Below are 25,232 nucleotides of genomic sequence, written 5' to 3'. Positions count from 1 at the left end.
CGAAAGGTGGTGGGCACGCTCCGCTTTGCCCACCCTACGAAACCTCCGTCGCGTCTTACTCCGCGGCTTCCGCGTAATCGCTCACCGGCGGGCAGGAGCACACCAGGTTGCGGTCGCCATAGACGTTGTCGACGCGGCCGACCGGGCACCAGTATTTGTCGGTGCGCGAGCTGCCCGCGGGGAAGCAGCCTTCGGCGCGGGTGTAGGCGCGGGTCCAGTTATCGTCCGCGATGTCGTGCACCGTATGCGGAGCGTGCCGCAAGGGCGAGGCAGCGATCTCAAAGCGGCCGGCCTCGACCTCGGCGATTTCTTTCCGGATTGCGATCATGGCATCGCAGAACCGATCCAGCTCCGCTTTGGATTCCGATTCGGTCGGCTCGATCATCAGCGTGCCCGGCACCGGAAAGCTCATGGTGGGCGCGTGGAAGCCGTAGTCGATCAGGCGCTTTGCGATGTCGTCGACGGTGACGCCGCTTGTTGTCTTCAGCGGACGCGGGTCGACGATGCATTCATGCGCGACGCGGCCTTTCTCGTTCTTGTAGAGCACCGGGAAGTGCGCATCGAGCCTGGCTGCGATGTAGTTGGCGTTGAGGATCGCGATCTCGGTGGCGCGCTTCAGACCTTCGCCGCCCATCATCAGGATGTAGATGTATGAGATGGTCAGGATCGACGCCGAGCCGAACGGCGCGGCCGAGACCGGGCCGACCGCTGCGTCAGCCTGCGTCGCAGGATGACCGGGGAGGAACGGCGCGAGATGCGCCTTGACGCCGATCGGGCCCATGCCGGGGCCGCCGCCGCCATGCGGGATGCAGAAGGTCTTGTGCAGATTGAGATGGCTGACGTCAGCGCCGTAATCGCCGGGCCTGGACAGGCCGACCTGCGCGTTGAGGTTGGCGCCGTCGAGATAGACCTGGCCACCATGGCCATGGACGATGTCGCAGATCTCGCGGATATGCTCCTCGAAGACGCCATGCGTCGAGGGATAGGTGATCATGACCGCGGCGAGATTGGCCGAATGCTTCTCGGCCTTGGCGCGGAGATCATTGACGTCGACGTCGCCGTTCTTTTCGCAGGCGACCACCACAACGTCCATGCCGACCATCGCGGCCGAGGCCGGGTTGGTGCCGTGGGCGGAGGAGGGGATCAGGCAGATCTTGCGATGCGCCTCTCCGCGCGCGGCATGATAGCCGCGGATTGCGAGCAAGCCGGCATATTCGCCCTGCGCGCCCGAATTCGGCTGGAGCGAGATCGCGTCATAGCCGGTGATGTCGCACAGCCATTTCTCCAAACGCGCGAACAGCGCGTGATAGCCCTTCGCCTGCTCGCGCGGGGCGAACGGGTGCAGGGAGCCGAATTCCGGCCAGGTCAGCGGCATCATCTCGGTGGTCGCGTTCAGCTTCATGGTGCAGGAGCCGAGCGGAATCATGGCGCGGTCGAGCGCGAGGTCGCGATCGCTGAGCTTGCGCATGTAGCGCAGTATCTCGGTCTCCGAGCGATGCGCGTGGAACACCGGATGGGTGAGGAAAGCGGTCGCGCGCTTCAAGGCCTCCGGCAGTGCCTCGCGCGTGGTCGCATCTAACTCGGCGTAAGTGAGCTTGCCGCCAAACGCGCGCCAGACCGCCTCGACGGTTGCGGGCGTCGTGGTCTCGTCGAGCGCGATGCGCAAGGTGCTGTCGCCGACACCGAGATTGATCTTTTCAGCGACGGCGCGCGCGACGATCTCCGCACGCTTCGCGCCGGCATCGACCGTCACCGTGTCGAAGAAGCTTTCGGCTTGCGGCGCGAAGTCGAGCTTGCGCAGGCCGGCTACGAGCACGGCGGCGCGGCGATGCACGGTCCGCGCGATCTGCGCCAGCCCTTCGGGGCCGTGATAGACCGCATACATCGAGGCGATCACGGCGAGCAGCACCTGCGCGGTGCAGATGTTGGAGGTCGCCTTCTCGCGGCGGATGTGCTGCTCGCGGGTCTGGAGCGCGAGGCGATAGGCAGGCGCGCCGCGCGAATCCACGGAGAGGCCGACGATGCGGCCGGGCAGCGAGCGCTTGAGCGCATCGCGCACCGCCATGTAGGCCGCGTGCGGCCCGCCATAGCCCATCGGCACGCCAAAACGCTGCGCCGAGCCGATCGCGATGTCGGCCCCGAGCTCGCCGGGTGAGGCGAGCAGTGTCAGTGCCAGGAGATCGGCGGCCATGATCGCGAGTGCGCCCTTGGCCTTCAGTGCTGTGATCGCAGGCCTGAGGTCGCGCACGGCGCCCGAACTGCCGGGATATTGCAGCAGCGCACCCAGCACGTCGGCCTTGTCGAGATCGGTGAGGGGATCGCCGACGATCAGCGTCCAGCCCAGGGGTTCCGCGCGGGTACGCATCACCGCCAGCGTCTGCGGATGCACGTCCTTGTCGACGAAGAAGGCCTTTGCGTCGACCTTCGAGTGCCGTTCGGCGAGCGCCATGGCTTCGGCCGCAGCAGTCGCCTCATCAAGCAGCGAGGCATTGGCGACATCGAGCCCGGAGAGGTCGCAGATCATGGTCTGGAAGTTGAGCAGCGCCTCCAGCCGGCCCTGGCTGATCTCGGGCTGATAGGGCGTATAGGCCGTGTACCAGGCCGGGCTCTCCAAAATGTTGCGCTGGATCACCGCGGGCAAAATCGTGCCGGAATAGCCTTGGCCGATCAGCGAGGTGAAGACCTGATTGTCGCGCGCCAGCTCGGCCATATGCGCGATCGCCTCGGTCTCGCTCAAGGGCTTGCCGAGATCGAGCGGCGCGGCCTGCCGGATCGAGGCCGGCAGCGTCTCCGCCATCAGCGCGTCGACGCTCTTGGCGCCAACGGTTTCCAGCATCGCGGTCACGTCACGCGCGGAGGGGCCGATATGGCGGCGAACGAAAGTGGTGGTGTCGCCGTTGGATTTGCGGTGCGCGGTCATCATGGGTCCTCGCTTTAGATGTCGTCGTCGCCGTCATGCCCCGCGAAGGCGGGGCATCCAGTATTCGCAGGCGTTCGTGATTGAACCGAAGGGCCGCGGCGTACTGGATCGCCCGCCTTCGCGGGCGATGACAGTGAGTACGGGGTGGCGGCTCGGCTCATAATCCTCACGCCGTGTGTGCCTTGTAAGCGGCTTCATCCATGAGGCCGCCGAGCTCGCTCTTGTCGGCAATCTTGATCTTGAAGAACCAGGCCTTGCCTTGCGCATCCGAATTGACCAGCGCCGGCTCACTGCCGAGTGCGTCGTTGACATCGAGCACTTCGCCGGAGATCGGTGCGTAGACGTCGGAGGCAGCCTTCACCGATTCCACGACGGCGGCGGCTTCGGCCTTCTTCAATGTGCGGCCGACCTTGGGCAGTTCGACGAACACGACGTCGCCGAGCTGCGACTGCGCGTAGTCGGTGATCCCGACGGTGGCGACATCGCCGTCGATGGCCAGCCATTCGTGGTCGGAGGTGTACAGCGTCGTGGTCATTTTCTTAAGTCCTCAGCGTTTGTAGGTATTTTTCACGAAAGGCATGGCGGCGACCGTGAGCGGCAGACGCTGGCCGCGCACCTCGGCGAAGAGATTTGTGCCGAGTGCGCTGAGTTGCGTGGGCACGTAGCCCATCGCGACCGGCGCATTCAGGCTTGGGCCGAAGCCGCCCGATGTGACCTTTCCGATCGGCTCGCCGCCGGCGCTATCTGCAAACAGCAGCGCGCCCTCGCGCACCGGCGCGCGGCCCTCGGTGCGCAGGCCGACGCGGCGGCGGCTTGCGCCCTGGTCGAAATGCGCCAGAATCTTTTCCGCGCCGGGAAAACCGCCGGCGCGTGCACCGCCCGTGCGGCGGCTCTTCTGCACCGACCATTCCAGCGCGGCCTCGACCGGTGTGGTGGCGGTGTCGATGTCATGGCCGTAGAGGCAGAGCCCGCCTTCCAGTCGCAGGCTGTCGCGGGCGCCGAGCCCGATCGGCATGACGTCAGGATTGTCCAGCAGCGTTTTGGCGAGGCGCTCGGCATCGCCGGCGGGAACCGAGATCTCGAACCCGTCCTCGCCGGTGTAGCCGGAGCGCGAAACGAAGCAGTCGATGCCTGCGACCTTGTGCGGGCCGGCGTCCATGAACTTCATGGCGGGCGCCTCTGCACACAATTTCGCCAGCACCGAGTCCGCCCTCGGGCCCTGAAGCGCGATCAGCGCGCGCTCGGTCAGCGAATCGATGATGCAGTCGTCGGGGAGATTCGCGCGCAGATGCGCCTCGTCCTCTTCCTTGCAGGCGGCGTTGACCACCAGGAACAGATGATCGCCGAAATTGGCGACCATCAGATCGTCCAGAATTCCGCCGTCCGCATTGGTGAACTGGGCGTAGCGCTGTCGCCCCGGCGCAACCGCGACGATGTCCTGAGGCACCAGCCGCTCCAGCGCGCGGGCGGCATCCTCGACCTTGCCTGACTTTGGCCTGAGCGCGATCTGGCCCATATGGGAGACGTCGAACAAGCCGGCTTGGCTGCGGGTATGGAGGTGCTCCTTCAGCACACCGGCGGGATATTGCACGGGCATGTCATAGCCCGCGAACGGCACCATCTTGCCGCCGAGGGACACATGCAGCCCGTGAAGGGGCGTCGTCTTGAGGGAATCTTGGTCGTCGCGCGAAAGCATCACAGGGCCCTCGGCGGTTCCCGAGGACAATTCCCCGCGGACACCACCCGAAGCCCCATCTGTCGCTGTGCCTGAGAGTATTATCCCGTCGGCGGACGCTGTCCGGGCTATGCCCGTCGGCGCCTCTTTCCAGATGCTGTCAAAGCCACGCGGTCCTTTTGCCTGAGAGTTTCCGGGGCGGTTGCTCCTTCGGCGCCGGCACCAGTGCCGGTCTCTCCCGACGTGGCCGTACGATACAGATGGGTAAAGACCACAGCCCGGCCAAGCCTGTCAACGCGCAGCTAGCGGCTTTCAACGGGATTGCGCGCCTGCGGCAACCCTCTGATCTCTCTGCACAGTTTCTGGACAGCGAAGCTGGCCTTGTCTAAAAGCGCTTCTGTCCGCAGATATCAGCCCAAACTTGCGGTTTGGATGGCGTATAGCGGGCCCAAGCACACCCGATTGGATGAACATGAGCGGCGTCAACGAGATCAGGTCGACCTTTCTGAACTTCTTTGCCGAGAACGGCCACGAGATCGTGTCGTCCTCGCCATTGGTGCCGCGCAACGACCCGACCTTGATGTTCACCAATGCCGGCATGGTGCAGTTCAAGAACGTCTTCACCGGCGTCGAGAAGCGGCCCTATCAGCGCGCCACCACCTCGCAGAAATGCGTGCGCGCCGGCGGCAAGCACAACGACCTCGACAATGTCGGCTACACCGCGCGCCATCTCACCTTCTTCGAGATGCTCGGCAACTTCTCGTTCGGCGACTATTTCAAGGAGCGCGCGATCGAGCTGGCCTGGACGCTGATCACGAAGGAATACGGGCTCAAGAAGGACAAGCTGCTCGTCACCGTCTACCACACCGACGACGAGGCGGCCTCCCTCTGGAAGAAGATCGCCGGCTTCTCCGACGACCGCATCATCCGCATCCCGACCTCGGACAATTTCTGGGCGATGGGCGACACCGGTCCGTGCGGCCCGTGCTCGGAGATCTTCATCGATCGCGGCGAGCACATCTGGGGCGGACCTCCGGGCTCGCCGGAAGAGGACGGCGACCGCTTCCTCGAATTCTGGAATCTCGTGTTCATGCAGTACGAGCAGGTGACGAAAGAGGAGCGCGTGGATCTGCCGCGTCCCTCGATCGACACCGGCATGGGCCTCGAGCGCATGGCCAGCATCATGCAGGGCGTCGACAGCGTGTTCGAGACCGATCTGTTCCGCCATTTGATCGATGCGACCGCGTCGGCGCTGGGCACCGGGCCGAACGAGCAGACCGTCGCCTCGTTCCGCGTCATCGCCGACCATCTGCGCTCCTCGGCCTTCCTCGTCTCCGACGGCGTGCTGCCCTCGAACGAAGGCCGCGGCTATGTGCTGCGCCGGATCATGCGCCGCGCGATGCGCCATGCGCAGCTGTTAGGTGCGAAAGACCCGCTGATGCATCGCCTCGTGTGGGCGCTGGTGCGCGAGATGGGCCAAGCCTATCCCGAGCTGATGCGCGCGGAAAATCTGATCGAGGAAACGGTGCGGCTGGAAGAGACCCGCTTCCGCAAGACGCTGACGCGCGGCCTTGCGATCCTCGACGAGAGGTCGGCCTCCTTGAAGAAGGGCGACATGTTCGACGGCGACGTCGCCTTCACGCTGTATGATACTTACGGCTTCCCGCTCGATCTGACGCAGGACGCGCTGAAGTCGCGCGGCATCAGCGTCGATCAGGCCTCCTTCACCGACGCCATGGAACGTCAGAAGACCAAGGCGCGCGCGTCCTGGGCTGGCTCTGGCGAGGCGGCTTCCGAGGCGATCTGGTTTCCGCTGCGCGAAAAGCTCGGGGCCACTGAATTTTTGGGCTACGAGACCGAGAGCGCCGAAGGCGTGGTCTCGGCGCTAGTGAAGGACGGCAAGGAAATCGACAGCCTCAAGGCCGGGGAGAGCGGCGCGCTGCTGCTGAACCAGACGCCGTTCTATGCGGAGTCCGGCGGCCAGGTCGGCGATACCGGCGTACTGACAGGCGAGGGCGGCATCAAGTTCCGCGTTACCGACACGCAGAAGAAGCTCGGCGATCTCTTCGTTCACGTCGGCACATTGGAGAGCGGCGAGCTGAAGCTCGGCACCGCGCTCGCGCTCGAAGTCGATCATCGACGTCGCTCCTCGATCCGCGCCCATCACTCCGCGACGCATCTCATTCATGAAGCGCTGCGCCAGGTACTCGGCGATCACATCGCCCAGCGCGGCTCGATGGTCGCGCCGGATCGCCTGCGTTTCGACTTCGTACATCCGAAGCCGATCACCGCGGAGGAGCTTGCCCGCGTCGAGGACATCGCCAACGACGTGGTGCTGGAGAACGAAGAAGTCACGACCCGCGTCATGGGCGTCGATGAGGCCCGCGAAGCGGGAGCGCGCGCCCTGTTCGGCGAGAAATATGGCGACGAGGTTCGCGTCGTCTCGATGGGCCGTACCGCGCGCGAGCGCGGCGTCAACGCGCTCGGCTGGTCGGTCGAGCTCTGCGGCGGCACGCATGTCAGGCGCACCGGCGATATCGGCCTGATCACGCTGACCGGCGAGAGTGCGGTCGCCTCCGGCGTGCGCCGTATCGAGGCACTGACCGGCAATTACGCGCGCAAGCATGCCAACGACACCATGGCACTGGCGAAGACTGCGGCGAACGAGCTGCGCACCTCGATCGACGACGTCCCGGCGCGCATCGCTGCGCTGATGGACGAGCGCAAGAAGCTCGAGCGCGAGCTGTCCGACGCCCGCAAGAAGCTGGCGATGGGCGGCGGCGCGTCTGCTGGCGATGGCGCAGCCGCGGGCGTGCGCGAGATCGGCGACGTCAAGCTGATGGCGCGCGCGGTCGAGGGCATCGAGATGAAGGATCTCAAGAGCCTTGCGGACGACGGCAAGAAGCAGATCGGCTCCGGCGTGGTCGCCATCATTGGCGTCACCGAGGACGGCAAGGCCGGTGTCGTGGTTGGTGTGACCGCCGACCTCGTCTCGCGATTCAATGCTGTCAACCTGGTGCGCGTCGCCTCCGAAGCGCTCGGCGGCAAGGGCGGCGGCGGCCGGCCCGACATGGCTCAGGCTGGCGGCCCGGATGGGGCCAAGGCGTCCGAGGCGTTGACCGCGATCGAAAAAGCGATGGCAGGCGCGTAGACCGTCGTGGGCCCCGCTCCGCGAGGACGTGGCTTGCGCGATCCCAACTTAAGGGATCGCCTGTACGAATTGCTGGAGCACGATCCGCTGGCGTACTCAGTGGGATCGCGCTTCATCCAGGTGATTATCAGCGTCATCGTGCTCGACGTTGCTGCGATGATCCTGGCTTCGGTGCCGGAGCTGGATGCGCGATTCGACGTGCTGTTCTCGGCCATCACGATTGTTTCCATCGTCATCTTCGCGCTGGAATATGCCGCGCGTCTGTGGACGGTGGCGGGCCACACGCCGCGCAAGGCGTCCGCGCTCGCCGACCGGCTCTCCTATGCCTTCTCCGCGCTCGGCATCATCGATCTCCTGGCGTTCCTTCCGGCAGCGATCGTGCTGGCCACCGGCCGCCACGCGACGCTCGCCGCGCTCGGCGTGCTGCCGTTCTTCAAGCTGATCCGCTATTCGCCCGCGATGCGTTCGCTGCTCGCAGCCGTCCATGCCGAGCGGCGCGCGCTGATCGGCTGCGTCGTCATCCTGACCGGCGTGGTGCTGACCTTCGCCTCACTGCTCTATGCGATCGAGCGCGACGTGCAGCCCAGCAAGCTTGGCACCATTCCGGACGCGATGTGGTGGGCGATCGTGACGCTCGGCACCGTCGGCTATGGCGACGTCGTGCCGGTGACTGCGCTCGGAAAATTCGTCTCGGTCTTTGCGATCATCAGCGGCTTCGCCATGATCGCGCTGCCGGTCGCGATCATCTCCACCGCCTTTGCCGAGGAGTTGAAGCGGCGCGACTTCGTCGTGACCTGGGGCATGCTGGCGCGGGTGCCGCTGTTCTCGCATCTTTCGGCAGCGGAGATCGCCGACATCATGCGGCTGCTCCGGGCCCGCACCATCGAGCAGGGCGAGGTCCTAGTCCGGCGCGGCGATGCCGCCTCGTCGATGTATTTCATCACCGCCGGCGAGGTCGAGATCGCGCTGCCGAGCCAGCAGGTGCGGCTCGCCGACGGCACCTTTTTCGGCGAGATCGCGCTGCTGCACAAAACCAAACGCAGCGGCACCGTCACCGCGACGCGCAAGACCCGTCTGCTGCTGCTCGACGCCCAGGACTTTCACGCCCTGATCGCGCGCATGCCGACGCTGGCCGCCCACGTCCACCAGACCGCGAAAGCCCGGTTGGCAGAGACCGGCGATCTGGCGGCGGCAGAGCTGACGCAAGCCGAGCGCGAGGGCACCGACCGCTGAGCGGTCAGCCCTTCTTCAGGAAAATGTAGTCGGCCGAGTAGGGCGCGCTTTTGAACTCGCCGGCCTTGTCGCATGCGCCGTCGAGCTTGCCGCCATGGGTGTTGATGCGCTGGACGGTGGTGACCGGCGTCAGCACGCCGCTGCCGCGGCGGGAGGCGACCTCCAGCTTGAGCCAGGGGATATCGGCGGCCGTTGCGCCCGGCGCATTGCCGATGGCCTTGCCAACCACGGCGCTGCTGTCAGCAAGCTCCCAGTTCGGCCCGGCATAGTGCCGGCCGACCGTCTTGCCCTCGGCAAGCAGCGTGGCGATCGGTTCGCGAAAAGCCCAGGCGAGCTTGCCGTCGGTGCCGGCCTTGCAGTCATAGACCTGCGCGCCCTCGGCATGGACGCTGAGCACGACGGTCTCGCCGGGGGCGGCGATGGCGGCGGGCAGCGGCTCCGCGGCCCCGGCTGGTCCAATCATGGCTGCGAGCAGCAGGCAGGGGACGGCGAACTTGATGATGGACATGGGCGGTCTCCACGCAATGATATCAAAACGAATGGGCCGCGCTTGGGCGCGGCCCATCATGATGTCTAACCCCGGTCAGGCGAAAATAATGCGCAGGCTTACGCCAACGCTTTCGTGAGGTTCTCGGCGACCTTGTCGAGGAAGCCGGTGGTCGACAGCCAGCGCTGGTCGGCGCCGACCAGCAGCGCGAGGTCCTTGGTCATGTGGCCTTCCTCGACGGTGTCGACGCAGACCTTCTCCAGCGTGTTCGCGAACTTGGCGAGCTCCGCATTGTTGTCGAGCTTGGCGCGGTGCGACAGGCCGCGGGTCCAGGCGAAGATCGACGCGATCGAGTTGGTCGAGGTCTCCTTGCCCTTCTGGTGCTCGCGGTAGTGGCGGGTCACGGTGCCGTGAGCGGCTTCGGCTTCCACCGTCTTGCCGTCGGGGGTGAGGAGGACCGAGGTCATCAGGCCGAGCGAGCCGTAGCCCTGCGCGACCGTGTCGGACTGCACGTCGCCGTCGTAGTTCTTGCAGGCCCAGACATAGCCGCCGGACCATTTCAGCGCCGAGGCCACCATGTCGTCGATCAGGCGGTGCTCGTAGGTCAGGCCCTTGGCCTCGAATTCCTTCTTGAATTCGCGGTCGTAGATGTCCTGGAAGATGTCCTTGAAGCGGCCGTCATAGACCTTGAGAATCGTGTTCTTGGTCGAGAGATAGACCGGGTAGTTGCGCAGCAGGCCGTAGTTGAGCGAGGCGCGGGCGAAGTCGATGATGGAATCGTCGAGATTGTACATCTGCATGGCGACGCCGGCGCCCGGGGTCTTGAACACCTCCCTCTCGATCACGGTGCCGTCCTCGCCGACGAACTTCATCGACAGCGTGCCCTTGCCCGGGAACTTGATGTCGGTGGCGCGGTACTGGTCGCCATAGGCGTGGCGGCCGATGATGATCGGCTTGCTCCAGCCGGGAACCAGGCGCGGTACGTTCTTGCAGATGATCGGCTCGCGGAAGATCACGCCGCCGAGGATGTTGCGGATGGTGCCGTTCGGCGACTTCCACATCTGCTTGAGGTTGAACTCCTTCACCCGGGCCTCGTCCGGGGTGATGGTGGCGCACTTGACGCCGACGCCGACCTTCTTGATGGCTTCGGCGGCGTCGATGGTCACCTGATCGTTGGTCTGGTCGCGGTATTCCATCCCCAGGTCGAAATAGAGCAGCTCGACGTCAAGGAACGGGGTGATCAGCTTGTCCTTGATGTACTGCCAGATGATCCGGGTCATCTCGTCGCCGTCGAGTTCGACGACAGGGTTGGACACCTTGATTTTTGCCATGATCGGGGAAGCCTCTTGGGAACGGCGCTTTTGGCGCGCCACGGGAATATCCGCCCCCTCCTAGCACCGGGACGCGGCGGGCGAAAGCCAAGGGATTATGCACTTTTAGCTCATCCAGCTTCCACAGATGGGGGGCGGGGAGCCGCCCTGCCGCAGGGGCAGCCCTGAAGTTACAGGCGAGATTCAAAAGTCGAATCCAACCCGTTATTTCCCTTGAGAATTTCGTCAGGACAGGCAAACGACAGGCGAGCGAGGAGCGGCCCCCGGGGCCCGCTTTGAATCAATTCCTGAGAGCGTCTCTCCAAGGCCTTGGAGAGGCAGCGTGAAAGCGAAACGAGATGTCGGGGACTGACAAGAGCAAGGCGGGCCTCGCCCTCGACGGTCCCATCGTGATCCTGGTCGAGCCGCAGCTTGGCGAGAACATCGGCATGGCCGCGCGCGCCATGGGTAATTTTGCGCTTCACGCCTTGCGGATCGTCAATCCCCGCGACGGCTGGCCCAACATCGCCGCCCAGCGTGCCGCGGCCGGCGCCGATCACATTCTGGAAGGGGTCGAATTGTTCGACACGGTCGAGCAGGCGGTCGCCGACCTCGACCTGCTGTTCGCCACCACCGCCCGTCCCCATGACCAGGCCAAGCCGGTGGTGGGGCCGGAAGCCGCCGCCGCCGAGATATCAGGTCACGTCGCGACCGGCGGCAAGGCCGGCATCCTGTTCGGCCGGGAGCGCTGGGGCCTGACCAACGAGGAGGTCGGGCTCTCCAACCGCATCATCACCTTCCCGGTCAATCCGGGCTTTGCCTCGCTCAACCTCGCCCAGGCCGTGTTGCTGGTCGGCTATGAATGGTTCAAGCGGGCGACCTCCGGCGAGCTGCCGCACGCCATGCCGGAGCGGTCCGAGCGCGCTTCGCAACACCAGATCCAGGCCTTCTTCGACAATTTGATCCGCGAGCTCGACAAGGTCGAATTCCTGCGGCCGGCCGAGAAGCGCGACACCATGCTGGTGAATTTGCGCAACATCTTTACCCGCATGGACCCGACCAAGCAGGACATGCACACCCTGCACGGGGTGGTGATGGCGATCGCCGAGGGACGCAAAGGCCCGGCCAAGGGCGGCGTGCTCGACGGCGAACAGGCCACGCGGCTGCGCGCGCTGCTGGCCGAGCACGGCCAGGCCGGCGCGCCCGACAGCGGCTCTACGGTGCGCGGGCTCGCGCGCCTGCTCCGCCGCAACCCGACCGACGCCGAGCGCCTGCTTTGGCAGGCGCTGACCCGCGACCGCCGCTTCGCCGGAGGGTTCAAACGTCAGACCCCGGTCGGCCGGCACATCCCGGATTTCGTCTCGTTCCCGCATCGGATCGCGATCGAGCTGGTCAATCCGGGCGAGGGCGAGACCATCGCGGCCGATCGTGCGGCGCGGCGGACGTGGCTGGAGGCGCGGGATTATCGGGTGATCGAGATGCGCGCTGCGGATGTCGAGCGGGATCTGGAGGCGGAGCTGGTGCGGCTGCAGGAGATGATCGAGCAGAGCGCGTAAGTCTCGTAGGGTGGGCAAAGCGGAGCGTGCCCACCATTCTTCGATCGATCAACTGAGGTAGAAATGGTGGGCACGGCGCTTCGCGCCTTTGCCCACCCTACGAGATCCAGTTAATCACCCGCGACCTAGCTGCACGTCGCGATCGACCGCAATCCATGTCGTTCGGGCGACGGCCAGCAACATCCCGGCTTCATTATGCGCCGCAGCTTCGGCCGTTCGTTTACGGCCGTCGCGGCCGGTTGGCCAAGCTGTGATGACGCAGCGTTCGCCGGGGCGCGGCCGTGCTTCGATCCGTGCCGACATTCGTCCCAGCAGGAGCGGCGCCTGGTCGAAGCTGTCGCTCGCCTGATTATAGTTGCAGGCATAGCCGGTGGGGCAATCGAGCGCCGACCAGAGGAATTCGGGGGCGACCAGGCCATCCTCCGCGGCCAGATTTGGATCCGGTGTCCAGCTCGCTGCAAGAGCCGGCTTCTGCGCATGACGCCCGAGCGGTCCGGCGAAGATGCGCAGGCCGTCTCCTTTCGCCCTTGCGGGACCGCACACGAAACATGTCGGCAGGGGATGCTCGTGCGGCTTGACCGGCGTCAGCAATTCGGCGGCGCAGGCTTCTTCGAAGCTGGCTTTCTCCAGGCGCGCAAGTTCAACACTTGCCGGTCGCCCGGTTGCGACAACCGTAGCGCCATCGCGAAGCTCCCATGTGCCGTCGGCGGTCGCGATCGTATCGAGCGGCTTCTCCAGGGGCGGCGGTGCGCGCAGCGTCACCTCCGCGCCGCCGGGAATGTGCATGGCCAGCCGGCCGCAGACATAGCCGCCGTTGCCGGAGTTCGGGGGACCGCAATAGCGCTTGTCGATGATGATCGGTGTCATGGGTCCGTTCCTTTCTCGCCGTCACCGGTGGACTTTACTTTATCTTGAGGACAATTCTTCCCTGAACCGTCCGATCGGCCACCGCGCGCATGGCGTCCCCGACCTGCTCCAATGGCAGGACGCGATCGATGTGCGGGCGGATCTTCCCTTCGGCCAGCAATTGCATCAGCATGTCATTCACCTGCGCGGCCTCTTCGGGGAATTTCTCCGCCCAAGCTCCGGCAAAGACGCCGACGATGGAATAGTTCTTCAGCAACGGCAGGTTCATCGGGACCGACGGTATCTCGCCGCTGGTAAAGCCGATCGGCATCAGCCGGCCGCCCCACTTCATCAGCCGGGCCATCTGCTCGAAAATCGCGCCGCCGATATTGTCAAAGCCGACATCGATGCCATCCCCGCCGGTGATCGACTTGATCCGCGCGCGCAGATCTTCGGTCCGATAGTTGATGACATCGCAGCTCCCATAATCGCGCACCACGGCAGCCTTGTCATCAGAGCCGACACCGGCGACGACGCGCAAGCCCAGATGGCGGCCGAGGTCGACGGCGGCGAGTCCGACCCCGCCGGCAGCGCCGGTGACAAAAACGGTTTCGCCGCGTTGCGCCCGTGCCCGCTCGACCAGCGCATAATAGGCCGTGCCATAATTGTGCAGGACCGTCGCCGCGGTCTCGAACGCAACGCCGTCCGGCAGCCGCACGCTCTTCGATTCCTTGGCGATCATCCGTTCGGCGTAGCCGCCGGTCCAGCTGCTGCACGCCACGCGATCGCCGGGACGAAATTTCGTGACCTTGTCGCCAACCGCGACGACGATTCCAGCCGCTTCCGTGCCGGGCACGAAGGGCGTCTGTGGGCGCATCTGGTAGAGGCCAGAGACCAGCAACTGATCCATGAAACTGACGGAGGCTGCATGGATGTCGACGAGAATCTCGTCGACGGCGGGCTTCGGTTCATCGATCTCGCCGATGCGCAGGTCGCCCGGCCCGGTGAACGAACTGCATAGAACCGCTCTCATTGTGGTGTTCCCATTTCGCGGCAGCAGGAAATGCGTAGCGACACACGTGCGAACATGGCTATTTTCCCTTATGGTGCCGGCGGTGACGGCGCCGCATACAACAACCTGAACCGCTCGCTGGCGATCGGGCTCGATCGGGCCTGACTGTTATCGCTGGACCGTCCCCTGCGCGTCCTCTGGGGATGCCGACAGGGAGGGACAATGTCATGGCCGCCTTCTCGCTCCGGACGATGGGATTCCCGGAGATTGTCGCCGACGACCGCCCGATCAAGCTGAACCTGCGCAAGGGTCTTGCGCTGCTGATCTATCTCGCCGAGGCCAAAGGCGCCGTCGCGCGGGACGTCATTGCCACGTTGCTGTGGCCCGAGACTGACCGCGAGACCGGCCTCGCGCGATTGCGGCGTCTGCTTCATCGCGTCGAGCTGGCGCTGGGTCAGCCGGTTTTCGAGACCGACCGCACCAGCCTGCGATGGTCTCCGGAGGTCGAGCTCAGCGTCGATACGCATCTGTTCGAAAGCGCCTGCGACCGCGGCGACTTTGAGGAAGCCTGCTCGATTTATAGCGGCGACTTCCTCGCCGGCTTCGCTCTCGCCGACTGTCGCGAATTCGACGATTGGGCGTTCTTTCGCCGGGAAGCGCTGCGGGGACGGCTCATGCACGCGCTGGAGCGTCTCGTGCAGGACAAGACTACCGCCGGCGACCACTTTGCAGCGACCGCGCATGCGGGACGTCTGGTCGAACTCGATCCGTTGAGCGAGGTGTATGGCCGACATCTGATCCGCAGCCTGCTGCTGGCCGGCGACCGAAGCGCGGCAGAACGGCACCTCGCAGCACTGACACAACGGTTGCGCGACGAGCTTGGGGTCGCGCCGGAAGCTGAGACCGAGGCCCTCATGGACCCCGGTGCGGCTTCATTGCTCGCCGCCCTTCCGACAACGCGCTACGTCCAAGGCGCCGGTGTGCACTTGGCTTATCAGACCTATGGAAGCGGCCCGCTCGATATCCTGGTCATGCCCGGCTTCGTGTCGCATGTGGAACGCGCCTGGGAGAATCCCGCGAACCGGGCATTCCTGACTTCATTGATGAGGCTCGGGCGACTCATCATGTTCGATCGTCGCGGTATCGGGCTGTCCGACCGGGTTGGATCAGCGCCGGGTATTGATGTCACCGCAGAGGATATTCGCACCGTGCTGCGGGCAGCGGGCGCACGTCGCGTCGTGCTGTTTGGCGCATCTGAATGCGGACCGGCCTGCATCCGGTTTGCGGTCGATGAACCCCGACTCACGACCGGCCTCATTCTGTTCGGCGCGTTGGCAAAGGGCTGTTGGGCACCGGACTATCCGCACGCGTTGCGCGCAAGCCAGTATGACGCTTGGCGCCAGCAACTCATCGCGCAATGGGGTAGCCCCGCCGGGATCGAAACTTTCGCGCCGAGCCTTGCCGGTGATCCCCAGGCAAGGGCTTGGTGGGCCGGGGTGCTGCGCGCGGCCTCCAGTCCGGGCGGCGTTTGGGCCGTGCTCGAGGCGTTTCGCGACGCCGACGTGCGACACCTTCTGCCGCAAATAACCGTGCCGACGCTGGTGCTGCACCGGCGGGACGACCAGGCCGTGCGTATCGCGGCCGGCCGCGATGTCGCGAGCCGGATCACTGGTGCTCAATTTGTCGAGTTCGATGGCAATGATCATTGGTTCTTTGCAGGCGATCAGCGACCGGTGCTCGAGGCGATCGAGCGATTCACTGGCGCATTGCAGCGAGATCGGAAGGCGGGGCGCACCTCGTAGGGTGGGCAAAGCGAAGCGTGCCCACCAATCTTCGATCGATCAACTGAGGTAGAAATGAATGGTGGGCACGGCGCTTTGCGCCTTTGCCCACCCTACGAGATCTTCGTAGCCCGGATGAGCGCAGCGATATCCGGGGAAAAGTCCCGCATGTCGCTGCGCTCATGCGGGCTACGCCGTGAGGACGGAGCGATCACACCGCTTCGAGCTGGTCCGCCGCGCGCTTCTTCTTCGCCTTTGACTGCCTGAGCAAGGGTCCCGCCGTGAGCGCGGCCGTATCGGCCACACCCGGATCGCGCGACACCATCGCGGCCACGATCGCGCCGTCGATCAACAACCCGAGCTGATGCGCGAGCACCAGGGGCTCCGCCGAACCCAGCTCGCCGGCGAGCTTCTCGATGTGGCCGAGCACGATCTTCTTGTGCTTCATCGCGATGTTGCGGAATTGCTTGGCGTCCTTGTCGTGCTCGCCGACTGCATTGATGAAGGGGCAGCCGTAGAAGCGCTCTTCGGCGAACCAGCTCTTCAGCGCGGGGAAGATGCGCGTGAGTTTGGTCTGCGCGTCGCCGCCGCCTGCTTCCATGGCGCCGATGAACCATTCGCGCCACTGCTTGCCTTCGCTCTCCAGCACCGCGTTGACGAGGTTGGTCTTGGAGCCGAACAGCTTGTAGAGCGTGGTCTTCGCGGTGCCGGCTTCCTCGATGATCGCATCGATGCCGGTGGCGTTGATGCCGTTCTTGCAGAACAGATGCGTCGCCGCGTTGAGCAGGCGCCCGCGCGCGGACTCGTCTTCGCCGGCGCCGGCGTGCGGCGAACTGGATTTCGTCTTCGATGACGTCTTGTTCGATGAGGGCTTGGCCATGAGTCCAAACTTACCCGCAGCCGCGCCGCATCAGCAAGCCGCATCTGTTCCGCGCTGAAAAGATTCGCAGGAGAAAGCACATCTGCTCCGCCTTTGAGCAGGAGGCGGCTGACCAATCCGCAGGCAGCCATCGCTAAGCGGCTCCAATGCTTCGCATTTTGATTTTGGCCGCCTCTGGCACGCTCCATGCAAGGAAACAGACCGTTCGGTACACTGCCGATTTCCTCGGCTGCCAGGGAGAAAACTGATGACTGCCGTCGTTCAAAAAACAGTGCTGACGGGTTGCCTCGCGCCCATCGACAAGAATGGGCTCGAGCAACTGATCGCCAACGGCAAGGCCAATCCGAAGGTCATCAAGACCTTGAAATGCAAGACGGTCGCGGAGGGCAAGTTCCGTCACGCAAACTACATCCGCAATCTGCCGCCCTACATCGTCGACGAGCCGCCGGGCCTTCTGGGTGACGACACCGCGCCCAATCCGTCGGAAGCCTCGCTCGCCGCGCTCGGCTCCTGCCTCGCGGTCGGCCTACATGCCAACGCCGTGCATCGCGGCTGGATCGTCAACAAGCTCGAGCTCGAGCTCGAAGGCGACCTCAACATCACCGCGGTCTGGGGCACCGGCGACACCTCGGACAAGCCGGTCGGTTTCACTGACGTGCGCGTCAAGGTCGACATGGAGTGCGAGGGCGTCTCGCAGGACGAGATCAACGCGCTGGTCGCCCATGTGAAGCAATGGTCGCCGGTCGCCAACACCTTCACCCGCCCGGTCAATCTCGAGGTCGGCATCTGAGCTGCCAGCGGCAATGGAAAAGGTGCGGGAGACGATCATGGGTTCACTGGCATTATCGCGGGTCGAAGCTTTAGATCAGCCCGCACCGTCCATTGCGGATGAGGTGGCGCGGATATCGCGCGAGCAGCTGGCGCCGCTCGCCGCCGGCATCGATGCCGGCTCGGTCTATCCGGCCGAAATATTGCGTGCATTCGGCACGGTCGGCGCCTGGGGCAGTCACATGCCGCACGAAGGGCCAGCCGATTTGCGTTGCGCCATCCAGGCGATGGCGGCGATCGGTGAGATCTGCGGCGCCACCGCCTTCATGGCGTGGTGCCAGAACACGCTGGTCTGGTACGCCGCCAACTCGACCAATATGAAGCTCGCCAAACGCTTCGGCGATGCCTTCTCGACCGGCCGAGTGCTCGGTGGTACCGGGCTTTCGAACCCGATGAAGAGCTTTTTCGGCATCGAGAAGCTCAAGCTGAAGGGACGCAAGGTCGATGGCGGCTACGTCGTCCGCGGCGCACTGCCCTGGGTCTCCAATCTCGGCCCCGACCACTACTTCGGCACCATCTTCGAGCGCGAGGACGAACCGGGCATCGCAAGCGGCGAGCCCGGCACCGTGATGTTCCTGGCCGACTGCGCCGATCCCGCGATCACGCTGACGCCGTGCAAGCCGTTCCTCGCCATGGACGGCACCGGCACCTACGGCGTGCAGTTCCGCGACGTCTTCGTGCCGGATGAGCTGATCCTCGCCGACCCCGCGGCACCCTTCGTCAAGAGAATCCGTGCCGGATTCATCCTGCTCCAGGCCGGCATGGCGCTCGGCCTGATCCGGGACTGCATCAACATCATGGACGAGGTCGACGGCTCCCTCGGTCACATCAACCGCTATCTGCCGCAACAGCCCGTGCATTTCCGCGATCTCGCCGCCGAACTCGAGGCGGAAACCATGGCGCTGGCGCGCGATCCCTACAACGAAGAGGAGACCTACTGGCGCAAGGTGATCGCGCTCAGGCTTCGCGCGGGTGAAGCCAGCGTCGCGGCGGCGCATGCGGCGATGCTGCATTGTGGCGCGCGCGGCTATCTCAAAAGTCACCGCGTGCAGCGGCGTCTGCGCGAGGCCTATTTCGTCGCGATCGTTACGCCCGCAACCAAGCAGTTGCGCAAGATGCTCGCCGACGCCTGATTTTTTACGTGCCCACCCCCGAAGACCCCCAACCTCAACGGAGAGGCTGCCATGACTGACGTCCTGATTACTGCCGTCGAACTTGCCGATCTCTTGAAAACCGAACCGTGTGTCATCGTCGACACCCGCAACCCCGACGCCTACGCCGCCGGGCATCTGCCCAATGCCGTCAACGTGCATGAGATTTTCACCTTTCTGGCGACCTCCACGCCAGAAGGCATGGCCGAGCTCAAGACGAAATTCGCTGACGCCTTCGGCGGCGCCGGTCTTTCCGGCAAGGAGACGGCTGTGATCTACGAACAGTCGATGAATTCCGGCTTCGGCCAATCCTGCCGCGGCTACTACCTTCTCACCATGCTCGGTTATCCCAAGGTGAAGGTGCTGCATGGCGGCTTCGACGCGTGGTCGGCCGCAGGCTTCCCCGTGACGAAGGACGTTCCGGCGCCCGCAAAAGCCTCGTTCTCGATCGTGCCTGAGGCCGGCGAGATCCTGATCGATGCGAAGACCATGCTTGGCGCCGTCGGCAAGCCCGGCATCGCCATCCTCGACGTGCGCGATGTCGACGAGTGGATCGGTGACAGCTCGTCGCCCTACGGCAAGGATTTCTGCCCCCGCAAGGGCCGCATCCCCGGCGCCGTCTGGCTGGAATGGTACCGCATGATGAAGCCGACCGCCGAAGGCCCGCGCTTCAAGTCCAAGGACGAGATTTTGGCGGAATGCGCCACCGTCGGCATCTCGACGACCACGCCGGTCTATCTCTACTGCTTCAAGGGGGCGCGCGCCTCGAACACCTTCCTGGCGCTGAAGAACGCGGGCGTGAAGGACGTGCGGATGTATTTCGGTTCCTGGAACGAATGGTCGCGCGATCCGTCGCTGCCGATCGAGCAGGGCCTGCCGATTGCGTCGGAGGTTACGACCAAGGCGGCGTGAGATTGCTACGCGGGGTCTGATCCGGTGCATTCGGATCAGACCTCAATCGTCATGAGCCGAACGCACGCGGACGAGGCGCGATGCCCAGCGCCTTGATCCGCGAAGCCAACGTGGTCGGCTTGATATCAAGCATTTCCGCCGCGCCGCCGGGGCCGAAGACTTTTCCTGCGCACGCTTCGAGTGCAGCGAGAATGTTCGTCCGCTCGTGGTCGCGCATCTCCGACGAGGTCATGACCGAAGGCCGCGCATCGGCCTTCTGACGTGCCGCGCCGGTCGGAGCTTGCGCTCCGGAGGGATCGGGCAGGTCGATCCGCAAGCGGCCGTTCTGCGACAGGATCGCGGCGCGCTCGATCACGTTCTGCAATTCGCGGACATTGCCAGGCCAGTCGTAGCGGGTGAGCCGCCGCGCATCGCCCTCCGACAGGCGCAGGTTCGACTTCAGCGCCTTGCTCTCGCGGGTCAGGAAGTGCTGGGCCAGCAGCGGAATGTCCTCCCGCCGTTCGCGCAGCGGCACCGTCTCGATCGGGAACACGTTGAGGCGGAAATAGAGGTCCTCGCGAAAACGCCCGCGCTGCACTTCCTGCTTCAAATCGCGATTGGTCGCAGCGATGACGCGGACGTCGACCGCGCGCGTGCGTTCCTGGCCGACCCGCTCGAAATCACCTTCCTGGAGGACGCGCAGCAGCTTGCCCTGCAATTCGAGCGGGATTTCGCCGACCTCATCGAGAAACAGCGTGCCGCCATCGGCGAGCTCGAACCGGCCGATGCGGTCACGCGTCGCACCCGTGAAGGCGCCGCGGACATGGCCGAAGAACTCGCTCTCGAACAGCTCGCGCGGGATCGCGGCACAGTTGACGCGGATCAGCGGCCGGTCGCTGCGGCCGGAGGCTTCATGGATGGCGCGTGCGATCAGCTCCTTGCCGGTGCCGGATTCGCCGGTGATCATCACGGCCGCGGTGGCCGGCGCCACCAGCTTGACCTGGCGCAGCGTCTTCTGGATCGCCTGGCTCTGGCCGATGATGCCGCGGGGATTGGTCTCGATGCGGATTTCTTCCTGGAGATAGGCGTTTTCGAGCTCGAGCCGCTCGCGCAGGCGGTCGACCTCGGCGAGGGCGGCGTGCAGCTTCTCGTCGGCCTCGCGCCGCTGGCTGACGTCGCGAAACACCACGACGGCGCCGACCACCACGCCGCGGTCGCGGATCGGCGTCGAAGTGTACTCGACCCAGGCCGGCGAGCCGTCCTTGCGCCAAAACACTTCGCCGTCGACCTGATGCACCGCGCCGTCGCGGAACGCCGCATAGATCGGGCAATCATGGTCGGGATAGTGGCTGCCGTCGTGATGGGTATGGTGCACGATCGGGTGAATTTCCTTGCCGACGAGCTCCTCGGCGGTCCAGCCCAGCATCCGCTCGGCCGCGGGGTTCACGAAGGTGGTCTTGCCCTCGGCGTTCACGCCGTAGATGCCTTCGCCGGCGGCGCGCAGGATCAACTGGTTCTCGCGCTCGATGTCCTGAAAGACACGTTCGACCCGCTGCCAGGTCGAAATCCCGCCGCGCATGTGGTCTTCGGCGGCGGCATCCACATTGCGCCGGTGGCGCGCTTCGAGATCGGTCAGGGTCAGCAGCACCAGCACGCGATTGTCGTGACGTACGAGGCAGCCGGCATATTCGAGCCTGAGATCCTGCCCGGTGGCATGACGCGGCGTCAGCGTCGTGGTCCAGTAGGCGCCCTTGTGCAGCACGGCCTGGGTGAAGACGGTCAGCGCCGGGAGCTGGCCGGTGTGAAGGGTGCTGGCCCTGGTCTGCCGCAACAAAGCGCGGTCGTAGCCGAGCAGGGTGCAGGCGGCCGGATTGGCGTCGATGATCTGGTCGCCATAGGGGTCCACCAGCAGCGTTGCCTCGACCGACGATTCGAAGGCCGCGGTCCGCGGGTCGATGGCCTGGGCCACCTCGTCGGGGCTAAGCATTGGCGTCGTTGCCATTACGTGATCTCGTAATTTGATTACGATTTTTCGTATAACACGAGTTTTCGTAGTGACCAAGTGCGACCGAAATCCCTGCGTCATCAAGGCACTGGCAGTGCTTGAGGGGGTGGCATGCTCCTTGCGTAATTCACCCCCGCAATGGCGCGCAGGAGGTCCGATGTCCACATTCGACAATCCGTTTGATCCCGACCGAAACCTTCGTGCCGGTTGTGTCTGTGGCGAGCATCGCTCAGCGGCGGAGCATGAGCAGGCCGCCTCAGCGCTGCGTTGCGAGCCGGTCGAGAGCGAGGAGAAGCGTTACGAGGGCGTGGTGGCGTCTGCCGTGATGCGCGCGATGTTTCCGCAGGACGCGGCGCGGCGCGCGTTCCTCAGATCGGTCGGTGCGTCGACTGCACTTGCCGCGCTGTCGCAGTTCTTTCCGATCAAAACGGCAACCGAAGTGTTCGCCGAGACCGGCGCACCCGAGAAGAAGGATCTCAAGGTCGGCTTCATCCCGATCACTTGCGCCACGCCGATCATCATGGCGGCGCCGCTCGGGTTCTACGCCAAGCACGGCCTCAACGTCGAAGTGGTCAAGACCGCCGGCTGGGCGGTGATCCGCGACAAGACCATCAACAAGGAATACGACGCCGCCCACATGCTGGCGCCGATGCCGATCGCGATCTCGCTCGGGCTTGGTGCGAATGCGATTCCGTTCTCGGTCCCCGCGATCGAGAACATCAACGGGCAGGGCATCGTGCTCGCCATGAAGCACAAGGACAAGCGCGATCCGAAGGACTGGAAGGGCCTGAAATTCGCGATCCCGTTCGACTACTCCATGCACAATTATCTGCTGCGTTATTATCTCGCCGAGCACGGGATCGATCCCGACACCGACGTGCAGCTGCGCTCGGTGCCGCCGCCGGAAATGGTCGCGAATTTGCGCGCCGACAACATCGACGGCTTCCTCGCGCCCGACAACATCTGCCAGCGCGCGATCTATGATGGTGTCGGCTTCATGCATTTGCTGTCAAAGGAGATATGGGACGGTCATCCCTGCTGTAGCTTTGCTGCGAGCCGCGAATTCATCACGACCGCGCCGAACAGCTTTGCCGCGCTGACGCGGGCCATCGTCGATGCGACGGCCTACGCGTCGAAGGCGGAGAACCGCAAACAGATTGCGGAAGCCATCGCGCCGGCCAATTACATCAACGCGCCGGTCACGGTGCTGGAGCAGGTCTTGACCGGCACTTATGCCGACGGTCTCGGCGGCGTGAAGACCGACGCCAAGCGTGTCGATTTCGATCCGTTCCCCTGGCAGTCGTTTGCGGTGTGGATGCTGACGCAGATGAAGCGCTGGGGTCAGATCAAGGGCGATGTCGACTACAAGGCGGTCGCCGAGCAGGTGTATCTCGCGACGGACACCAGGAAGCTGATGACCGAGATGGGCCTGTCGCCACCGGCGAGCAGCTACAAGTCGTTTGCGGTGATGGGCAAGAATTTCGATCCGGCGAAGCCGGAGGATTACGTGGCGAGCTTCAAGATCAGGAAGGCATCGTGAGGGGCCGTGCTGCCTCTCCGCTGTCGTCCCGGCCTAGTGCGCGTTGCGCACGGGGGCCGGGACCCATACCGCGTGATCTATCGATTGCGGAAGGCAGCGGTACCGAACAACGAGTCTTCGCCAAACGTCTCCCTGGGGTTATGGGTCCCGGCCTTCGCCGGGACGACGTGTGGAGAGGTCTTGCGCAATGACATCCTCCCTCCGTCTCCGCGCAGGCCTCGTCTCGATCGCGCTGCTCGCCGCATTCCTCGGCATCTGGCATCTCGCCACGCGCTCGACCGCGCCGGTCGCTGCCATGAGTCCGGAATACGCCAAGCTGATGGGCCTGACCGCGACGCAGGGCAAATCAGCCATGCCGGGGCCGCTCGATGTCGGCGCAAAGCTGTGGGAGCACCTCAAGCGGCCGTTCTACGACAACGGGCCGAACGACAAGGGGCTCGGCATTCAGCTCGGCTATTCCATTGCGCGTGTCGGCCTCGGCTATTTGCTCGCCGTGCTCGTCGCCATTCCGCTGGGCTTTCTCATCGGCATGTCGCCGTTACTCAGCAAGGCGCTCGATCCCTTCATCCAGGTGCTGAAACCGATCTCGCCGCTCGCGTGGATGCCGCTTGCGCTCTACACCATCAAGGATTCCTCGATCTCCGCGATCTTCGTGATCTTCATCTGCTCGATCTGGCCGATGCTGCTCAATACCGTCTTTGGGGTGGCGAGCGTGCGCAAGGAGTGGATCAACGTGGCGCGCACGCTGGAGGTCGGCACGCTCAGGCGTGCCTTCACCGTGATCCTGCCTGCGGCCGCGCCGACGATCCTGACCGGCATGCGCATCTCCATCGGCATCGCTTGGCTGGTGATCGTCGCGGCCGAGATGCTCGTCGGCGGCACCGGCATCGGCTATTTCGTCTGGAACGAGTGGAACAATCTCTCGATCACCAATGTCATCATCGCGATCCTGCTGATCGGGATCGTCGGCATGCTGCTCGACCAGATCCTCGCGCGCTTCACGCGCATGGTCACGTTTCCGGAGTAGATGTCGTGACCAACAAATTCATCTCCATCGAAGGCATCGCCAAGCGCTATCCGGGCGCGAGCGGTGCCACGACCACCGTGTTCGAGAATCTGTGGCTGTCGATGGCGCGCGGCGAGTTCTGCTGCGTGATCGGTCATTCCGGCTGCGGCAAGACCACGGTGCTCAACATCCTCGCCGGTCTCGACGCGCCGAGCGAGGGCGCGGTCATCGTCGACGGGCAGGCGATTTCAGGCACCAGCCTCGATCGCGCCGTGATCTTCCAGAGCCACGCGCTGTTGCCCTGGCGCACCGTGCTCGGCAATGTCGGCTATGCCGTCAGCTCGAAATGGCGCAAATGGGATCGCGCCAAGGTCAAGGCGCATGCGCAGACTTTCATTGATCTTGTCGGCCTGACCGGCTCCGAACACAAGCGACCGTCCGAGCTGTCCGGCGGCATGAAGCAGCGCGTCGGCATCGCGCGGGCACTCTCGATCACGCCGAAAATGATGCTGATGGACGAGCCGTTCTCGGCGCTGGACGCGCTGACGCGCGGCACGCTTCAGGACGAGGTGCGGCGGATCTGTCTGGAGACCGGGCAGACCGCGTTCATGATCACCCATGACGTGGACGAGGCGATCTATCTTGCCGACAAGATTTTTCTGATGACCAACGGCCCGGGCGCGGTGCTGGCTGAAGTCGTCGAAAACCCGCTGCCCAGGGATCGCGGCCGCACCGATCTGCACCGCCATCCGCTCTACTACGCGCTGCGCAACCACATCATCGACTTCCTGGTGACGCGCAGCAAGACATTCACCGCCGAGAAGCCCGATCACGATCCGCGCAACGTGCCAGTCGTGCACATCGGCAAGCCCGGGCTGACGATCGCATCCAGCGGCGAAGAGCAACGACAGACACGGATACCCGGGACCAATCCCGGACTGACTGCTTAAAAAAGGGAGA

Annotated in this window: 19 protein-coding genes and 1 riboswitch; of the genes, 10 read left to right on the top strand and 9 right to left on the bottom strand. The window is 64.7% G+C overall.

Annotated features, from left to right (window positions below; genetic code table 11):
- Window positions 1-55 precede the first annotated feature (55 nt).
- From gcvP to gcvT, 3 genes are all read right to left on the bottom strand, one after another.
- Complete coding sequence (gene gcvP, locus UP06_RS36800; protein WP_045008836.1) at window positions 56-2,920, bottom strand: aminomethyl-transferring glycine dehydrogenase; 2,865 nt, start codon at window positions 2,918-2,920, stop codon at window positions 56-58.
- Window positions 2,921-3,086: 166 nt separating this feature from the next.
- The gene (gene gcvH / locus UP06_RS36795) at window positions 3,087-3,455 is read right to left on the bottom strand and encodes a glycine cleavage system protein GcvH (RefSeq protein ID WP_045008533.1); all 369 of its coding nucleotides are present in this window, start codon (window positions 3,453-3,455) and stop codon (window positions 3,087-3,089) included.
- 12 nt (window positions 3,456-3,467) lie between these two features.
- Entirely contained in the window at window positions 3,468-4,616 is a 1,149-nt protein-coding gene (gene gcvT / locus UP06_RS36790) for a glycine cleavage system aminomethyltransferase GcvT (RefSeq protein WP_045008532.1), read from the bottom strand.
- Window positions 4,617-4,757: 141 nt separating this feature from the next.
- Window positions 4,758-4,846: riboswitch (glycine riboswitch) on the bottom strand.
- Window positions 4,847-5,067: 221 nt separating this feature from the next.
- On the opposite strand from gcvT, the gene alaS reads away from it, so the two are divergent.
- Entirely contained in the window at window positions 5,068-7,746 is a 2,679-nt protein-coding gene (gene alaS, locus UP06_RS36785) for an alanine--tRNA ligase (protein WP_045008835.1), read from the top strand.
- A gap of 6 nt (window positions 7,747-7,752) precedes the next feature.
- Window positions 7,753-8,979, top strand: a complete 1,227-nt coding sequence (locus UP06_RS36780; RefSeq protein WP_045008531.1) for a cyclic nucleotide-gated ion channel — start codon at window positions 7,753-7,755, stop codon at window positions 8,977-8,979.
- A gap of 4 nt (window positions 8,980-8,983) precedes the next feature.
- Here UP06_RS36780 and UP06_RS36775 read toward each other — a convergent pair whose 3' ends face one another.
- Complete coding sequence (locus UP06_RS36775; protein WP_045008530.1) at window positions 8,984-9,487, bottom strand: DUF3455 domain-containing protein; 504 nt, start codon at window positions 9,485-9,487, stop codon at window positions 8,984-8,986.
- 98 nt (window positions 9,488-9,585) lie between these two features.
- On the bottom strand, window positions 9,586-10,797 hold the full coding sequence (locus tag UP06_RS36770; RefSeq protein ID WP_045008529.1) for an NADP-dependent isocitrate dehydrogenase: 1,212 nt from the start codon (window positions 10,795-10,797) through the stop codon (window positions 9,586-9,588).
- Between the two features lie 338 nt (window positions 10,798-11,135).
- Here UP06_RS36770 and UP06_RS36765 point away from each other — a divergent pair, with 338 nt between their 5' ends.
- Window positions 11,136-12,332: a TrmJ/YjtD family RNA methyltransferase gene (locus tag UP06_RS36765; protein ID WP_045008528.1), complete on the top strand. Its 1,197-nt coding sequence runs from the start codon at window positions 11,136-11,138 to the stop codon at window positions 12,330-12,332.
- A 114-nt stretch (window positions 12,333-12,446) separates the two neighbouring features.
- Here UP06_RS36765 and UP06_RS36760 read toward each other — a convergent pair whose 3' ends face one another.
- Window positions 12,447-13,199, bottom strand: a complete 753-nt coding sequence (locus UP06_RS36760) for a hotdog family protein (RefSeq protein ID WP_045008527.1) — start codon at window positions 13,197-13,199, stop codon at window positions 12,447-12,449.
- A gap of 34 nt (window positions 13,200-13,233) precedes the next feature.
- Window positions 13,234-14,211 carry an NADPH:quinone oxidoreductase family protein gene (locus UP06_RS36755; protein ID WP_045008526.1) on the bottom strand — a complete coding sequence of 326 codons (978 nt, stop codon included), beginning with the start codon at window positions 14,209-14,211 and terminating at the stop codon, window positions 13,234-13,236.
- Between the two features lie 206 nt (window positions 14,212-14,417).
- Here UP06_RS36755 and UP06_RS36750 point away from each other — a divergent pair, with 206 nt between their 5' ends.
- A complete protein-coding gene (locus UP06_RS36750) occupies window positions 14,418-15,992 on the top strand; it encodes a bifunctional AfsR/SARP family transcriptional regulator/alpha/beta hydrolase (protein WP_045008525.1) in 1,575 nt (524 codons plus the stop codon).
- Between the two features lie 190 nt (window positions 15,993-16,182).
- Here the strand turns inward: UP06_RS36750 and UP06_RS36745 are convergent, their stop codons facing one another.
- Entirely contained in the window at window positions 16,183-16,851 is a 669-nt protein-coding gene (locus UP06_RS36745; RefSeq protein WP_045008524.1) for a TetR/AcrR family transcriptional regulator, read from the bottom strand.
- A 247-nt stretch (window positions 16,852-17,098) separates the two neighbouring features.
- Between UP06_RS36745 and UP06_RS36740 the strand changes: the two genes are divergently transcribed.
- The 3 genes from UP06_RS36740 to UP06_RS36730 are packed head-to-tail and all read left to right on the top strand — an operon-like array spanning window position 17,099 to window position 19,742.
- Entirely contained in the window at window positions 17,099-17,641 is a 543-nt protein-coding gene (locus UP06_RS36740; RefSeq protein WP_045008523.1) for an OsmC family protein, read from the top strand.
- A gap of 37 nt (window positions 17,642-17,678) precedes the next feature.
- Entirely contained in the window at window positions 17,679-18,812 is a 1,134-nt protein-coding gene (locus UP06_RS36735) for an acyl-CoA dehydrogenase family protein (protein ID WP_045008834.1), read from the top strand.
- A gap of 51 nt (window positions 18,813-18,863) precedes the next feature.
- Entirely contained in the window at window positions 18,864-19,742 is an 879-nt protein-coding gene (locus tag UP06_RS36730) for a sulfurtransferase (RefSeq protein ID WP_045008522.1), read from the top strand.
- A 49-nt stretch (window positions 19,743-19,791) separates the two neighbouring features.
- On the opposite strand, the gene UP06_RS36725 is transcribed toward UP06_RS36730, so the two are convergent.
- Window positions 19,792-21,723, bottom strand: a complete 1,932-nt coding sequence (locus UP06_RS36725; protein ID WP_045008521.1) for a sigma 54-interacting transcriptional regulator — start codon at window positions 21,721-21,723, stop codon at window positions 19,792-19,794.
- A 160-nt stretch (window positions 21,724-21,883) separates the two neighbouring features.
- Between UP06_RS36725 and UP06_RS36720 the strand changes: the two genes are divergently transcribed.
- From UP06_RS36720 to UP06_RS36710, 3 genes are all read left to right on the top strand, one after another.
- Window positions 21,884-23,266 carry a CmpA/NrtA family ABC transporter substrate-binding protein gene (locus UP06_RS36720; RefSeq protein ID WP_045008520.1) on the top strand — a complete coding sequence of 461 codons (1,383 nt, stop codon included), beginning with the start codon at window positions 21,884-21,886 and terminating at the stop codon, window positions 23,264-23,266.
- A gap of 187 nt (window positions 23,267-23,453) precedes the next feature.
- The gene (gene ntrB / locus UP06_RS36715; protein ID WP_045008519.1) at window positions 23,454-24,293 is read left to right on the top strand and encodes a nitrate ABC transporter permease; all 840 of its coding nucleotides are present in this window, start codon (window positions 23,454-23,456) and stop codon (window positions 24,291-24,293) included.
- A gap of 5 nt (window positions 24,294-24,298) precedes the next feature.
- Window positions 24,299-25,222, top strand: a complete 924-nt coding sequence (locus tag UP06_RS36710) for an ABC transporter ATP-binding protein (RefSeq protein WP_045008518.1) — start codon at window positions 24,299-24,301, stop codon at window positions 25,220-25,222.
- Window positions 25,223-25,232 lie beyond the last annotated feature (10 nt).

It is taken from the genome of Bradyrhizobium sp. LTSP857 (genome assembly GCF_000938285.1).
In the GTDB taxonomy this organism is placed as follows: domain Bacteria; phylum Pseudomonadota; class Alphaproteobacteria; order Rhizobiales; family Xanthobacteraceae; genus Bradyrhizobium.
This window is presented reverse-complemented; position numbering and strand designations above follow the sequence as displayed.

What these genes read in the sequence shown, in the direction of transcription:
- gcvP (WP_045008836.1), bottom strand. Translation starts at nt 2,920, where the DNA reads ATGACCGCGCACCGCAAATCCAACGGCGACACCACCACTTTCGTTCGC.
- gcvH (WP_045008533.1), bottom strand. Translation starts at nt 3,455, where the DNA reads ATGACCACGACGCTGTACACCTCCGACCACGAATGGCTGGCCATCGAC.
- gcvT (WP_045008532.1), bottom strand. Translation starts at nt 4,616, where the DNA reads ATGCTTTCGCGCGACGACCAAGATTCCCTCAAGACGACGCCCCTTCAC.
- alaS (WP_045008835.1), top strand. Translation starts at nt 5,068, where the DNA reads ATGAGCGGCGTCAACGAGATCAGGTCGACCTTTCTGAACTTCTTTGCC.
- UP06_RS36775 (WP_045008530.1), bottom strand. Translation starts at nt 9,487, where the DNA reads ATGTCCATCATCAAGTTCGCCGTCCCCTGCCTGCTGCTCGCAGCCATG.
- UP06_RS36770 (WP_045008529.1), bottom strand. Translation starts at nt 10,797, where the DNA reads ATGGCAAAAATCAAGGTGTCCAACCCTGTCGTCGAACTCGACGGCGAC.
- UP06_RS36765 (WP_045008528.1), top strand. Translation starts at nt 11,136, where the DNA reads ATGTCGGGGACTGACAAGAGCAAGGCGGGCCTCGCCCTCGACGGTCCC.
- UP06_RS36760 (WP_045008527.1), bottom strand. Translation starts at nt 13,199, where the DNA reads ATGACACCGATCATCATCGACAAGCGCTATTGCGGTCCCCCGAACTCC.
- UP06_RS36755 (WP_045008526.1), bottom strand. Translation starts at nt 14,211, where the DNA reads ATGAGAGCGGTTCTATGCAGTTCGTTCACCGGGCCGGGCGACCTGCGC.
- UP06_RS36750 (WP_045008525.1), top strand. Translation starts at nt 14,418, where the DNA reads ATGGCCGCCTTCTCGCTCCGGACGATGGGATTCCCGGAGATTGTCGCC.
- UP06_RS36745 (WP_045008524.1), bottom strand. Translation starts at nt 16,851, where the DNA reads ATGGCCAAGCCCTCATCGAACAAGACGTCATCGAAGACGAAATCCAGT.
- UP06_RS36740 (WP_045008523.1), top strand. Translation starts at nt 17,099, where the DNA reads ATGACTGCCGTCGTTCAAAAAACAGTGCTGACGGGTTGCCTCGCGCCC.
- UP06_RS36735 (WP_045008834.1), top strand. Translation starts at nt 17,679, where the DNA reads ATGGGTTCACTGGCATTATCGCGGGTCGAAGCTTTAGATCAGCCCGCA.
- UP06_RS36730 (WP_045008522.1), top strand. Translation starts at nt 18,864, where the DNA reads ATGACTGACGTCCTGATTACTGCCGTCGAACTTGCCGATCTCTTGAAA.
- UP06_RS36725 (WP_045008521.1), bottom strand. Translation starts at nt 21,723, where the DNA reads ATGGCAACGACGCCAATGCTTAGCCCCGACGAGGTGGCCCAGGCCATC.
- UP06_RS36720 (WP_045008520.1), top strand. Translation starts at nt 21,884, where the DNA reads ATGTCCACATTCGACAATCCGTTTGATCCCGACCGAAACCTTCGTGCC.
- ntrB (WP_045008519.1), top strand. Translation starts at nt 23,454, where the DNA reads ATGACATCCTCCCTCCGTCTCCGCGCAGGCCTCGTCTCGATCGCGCTG.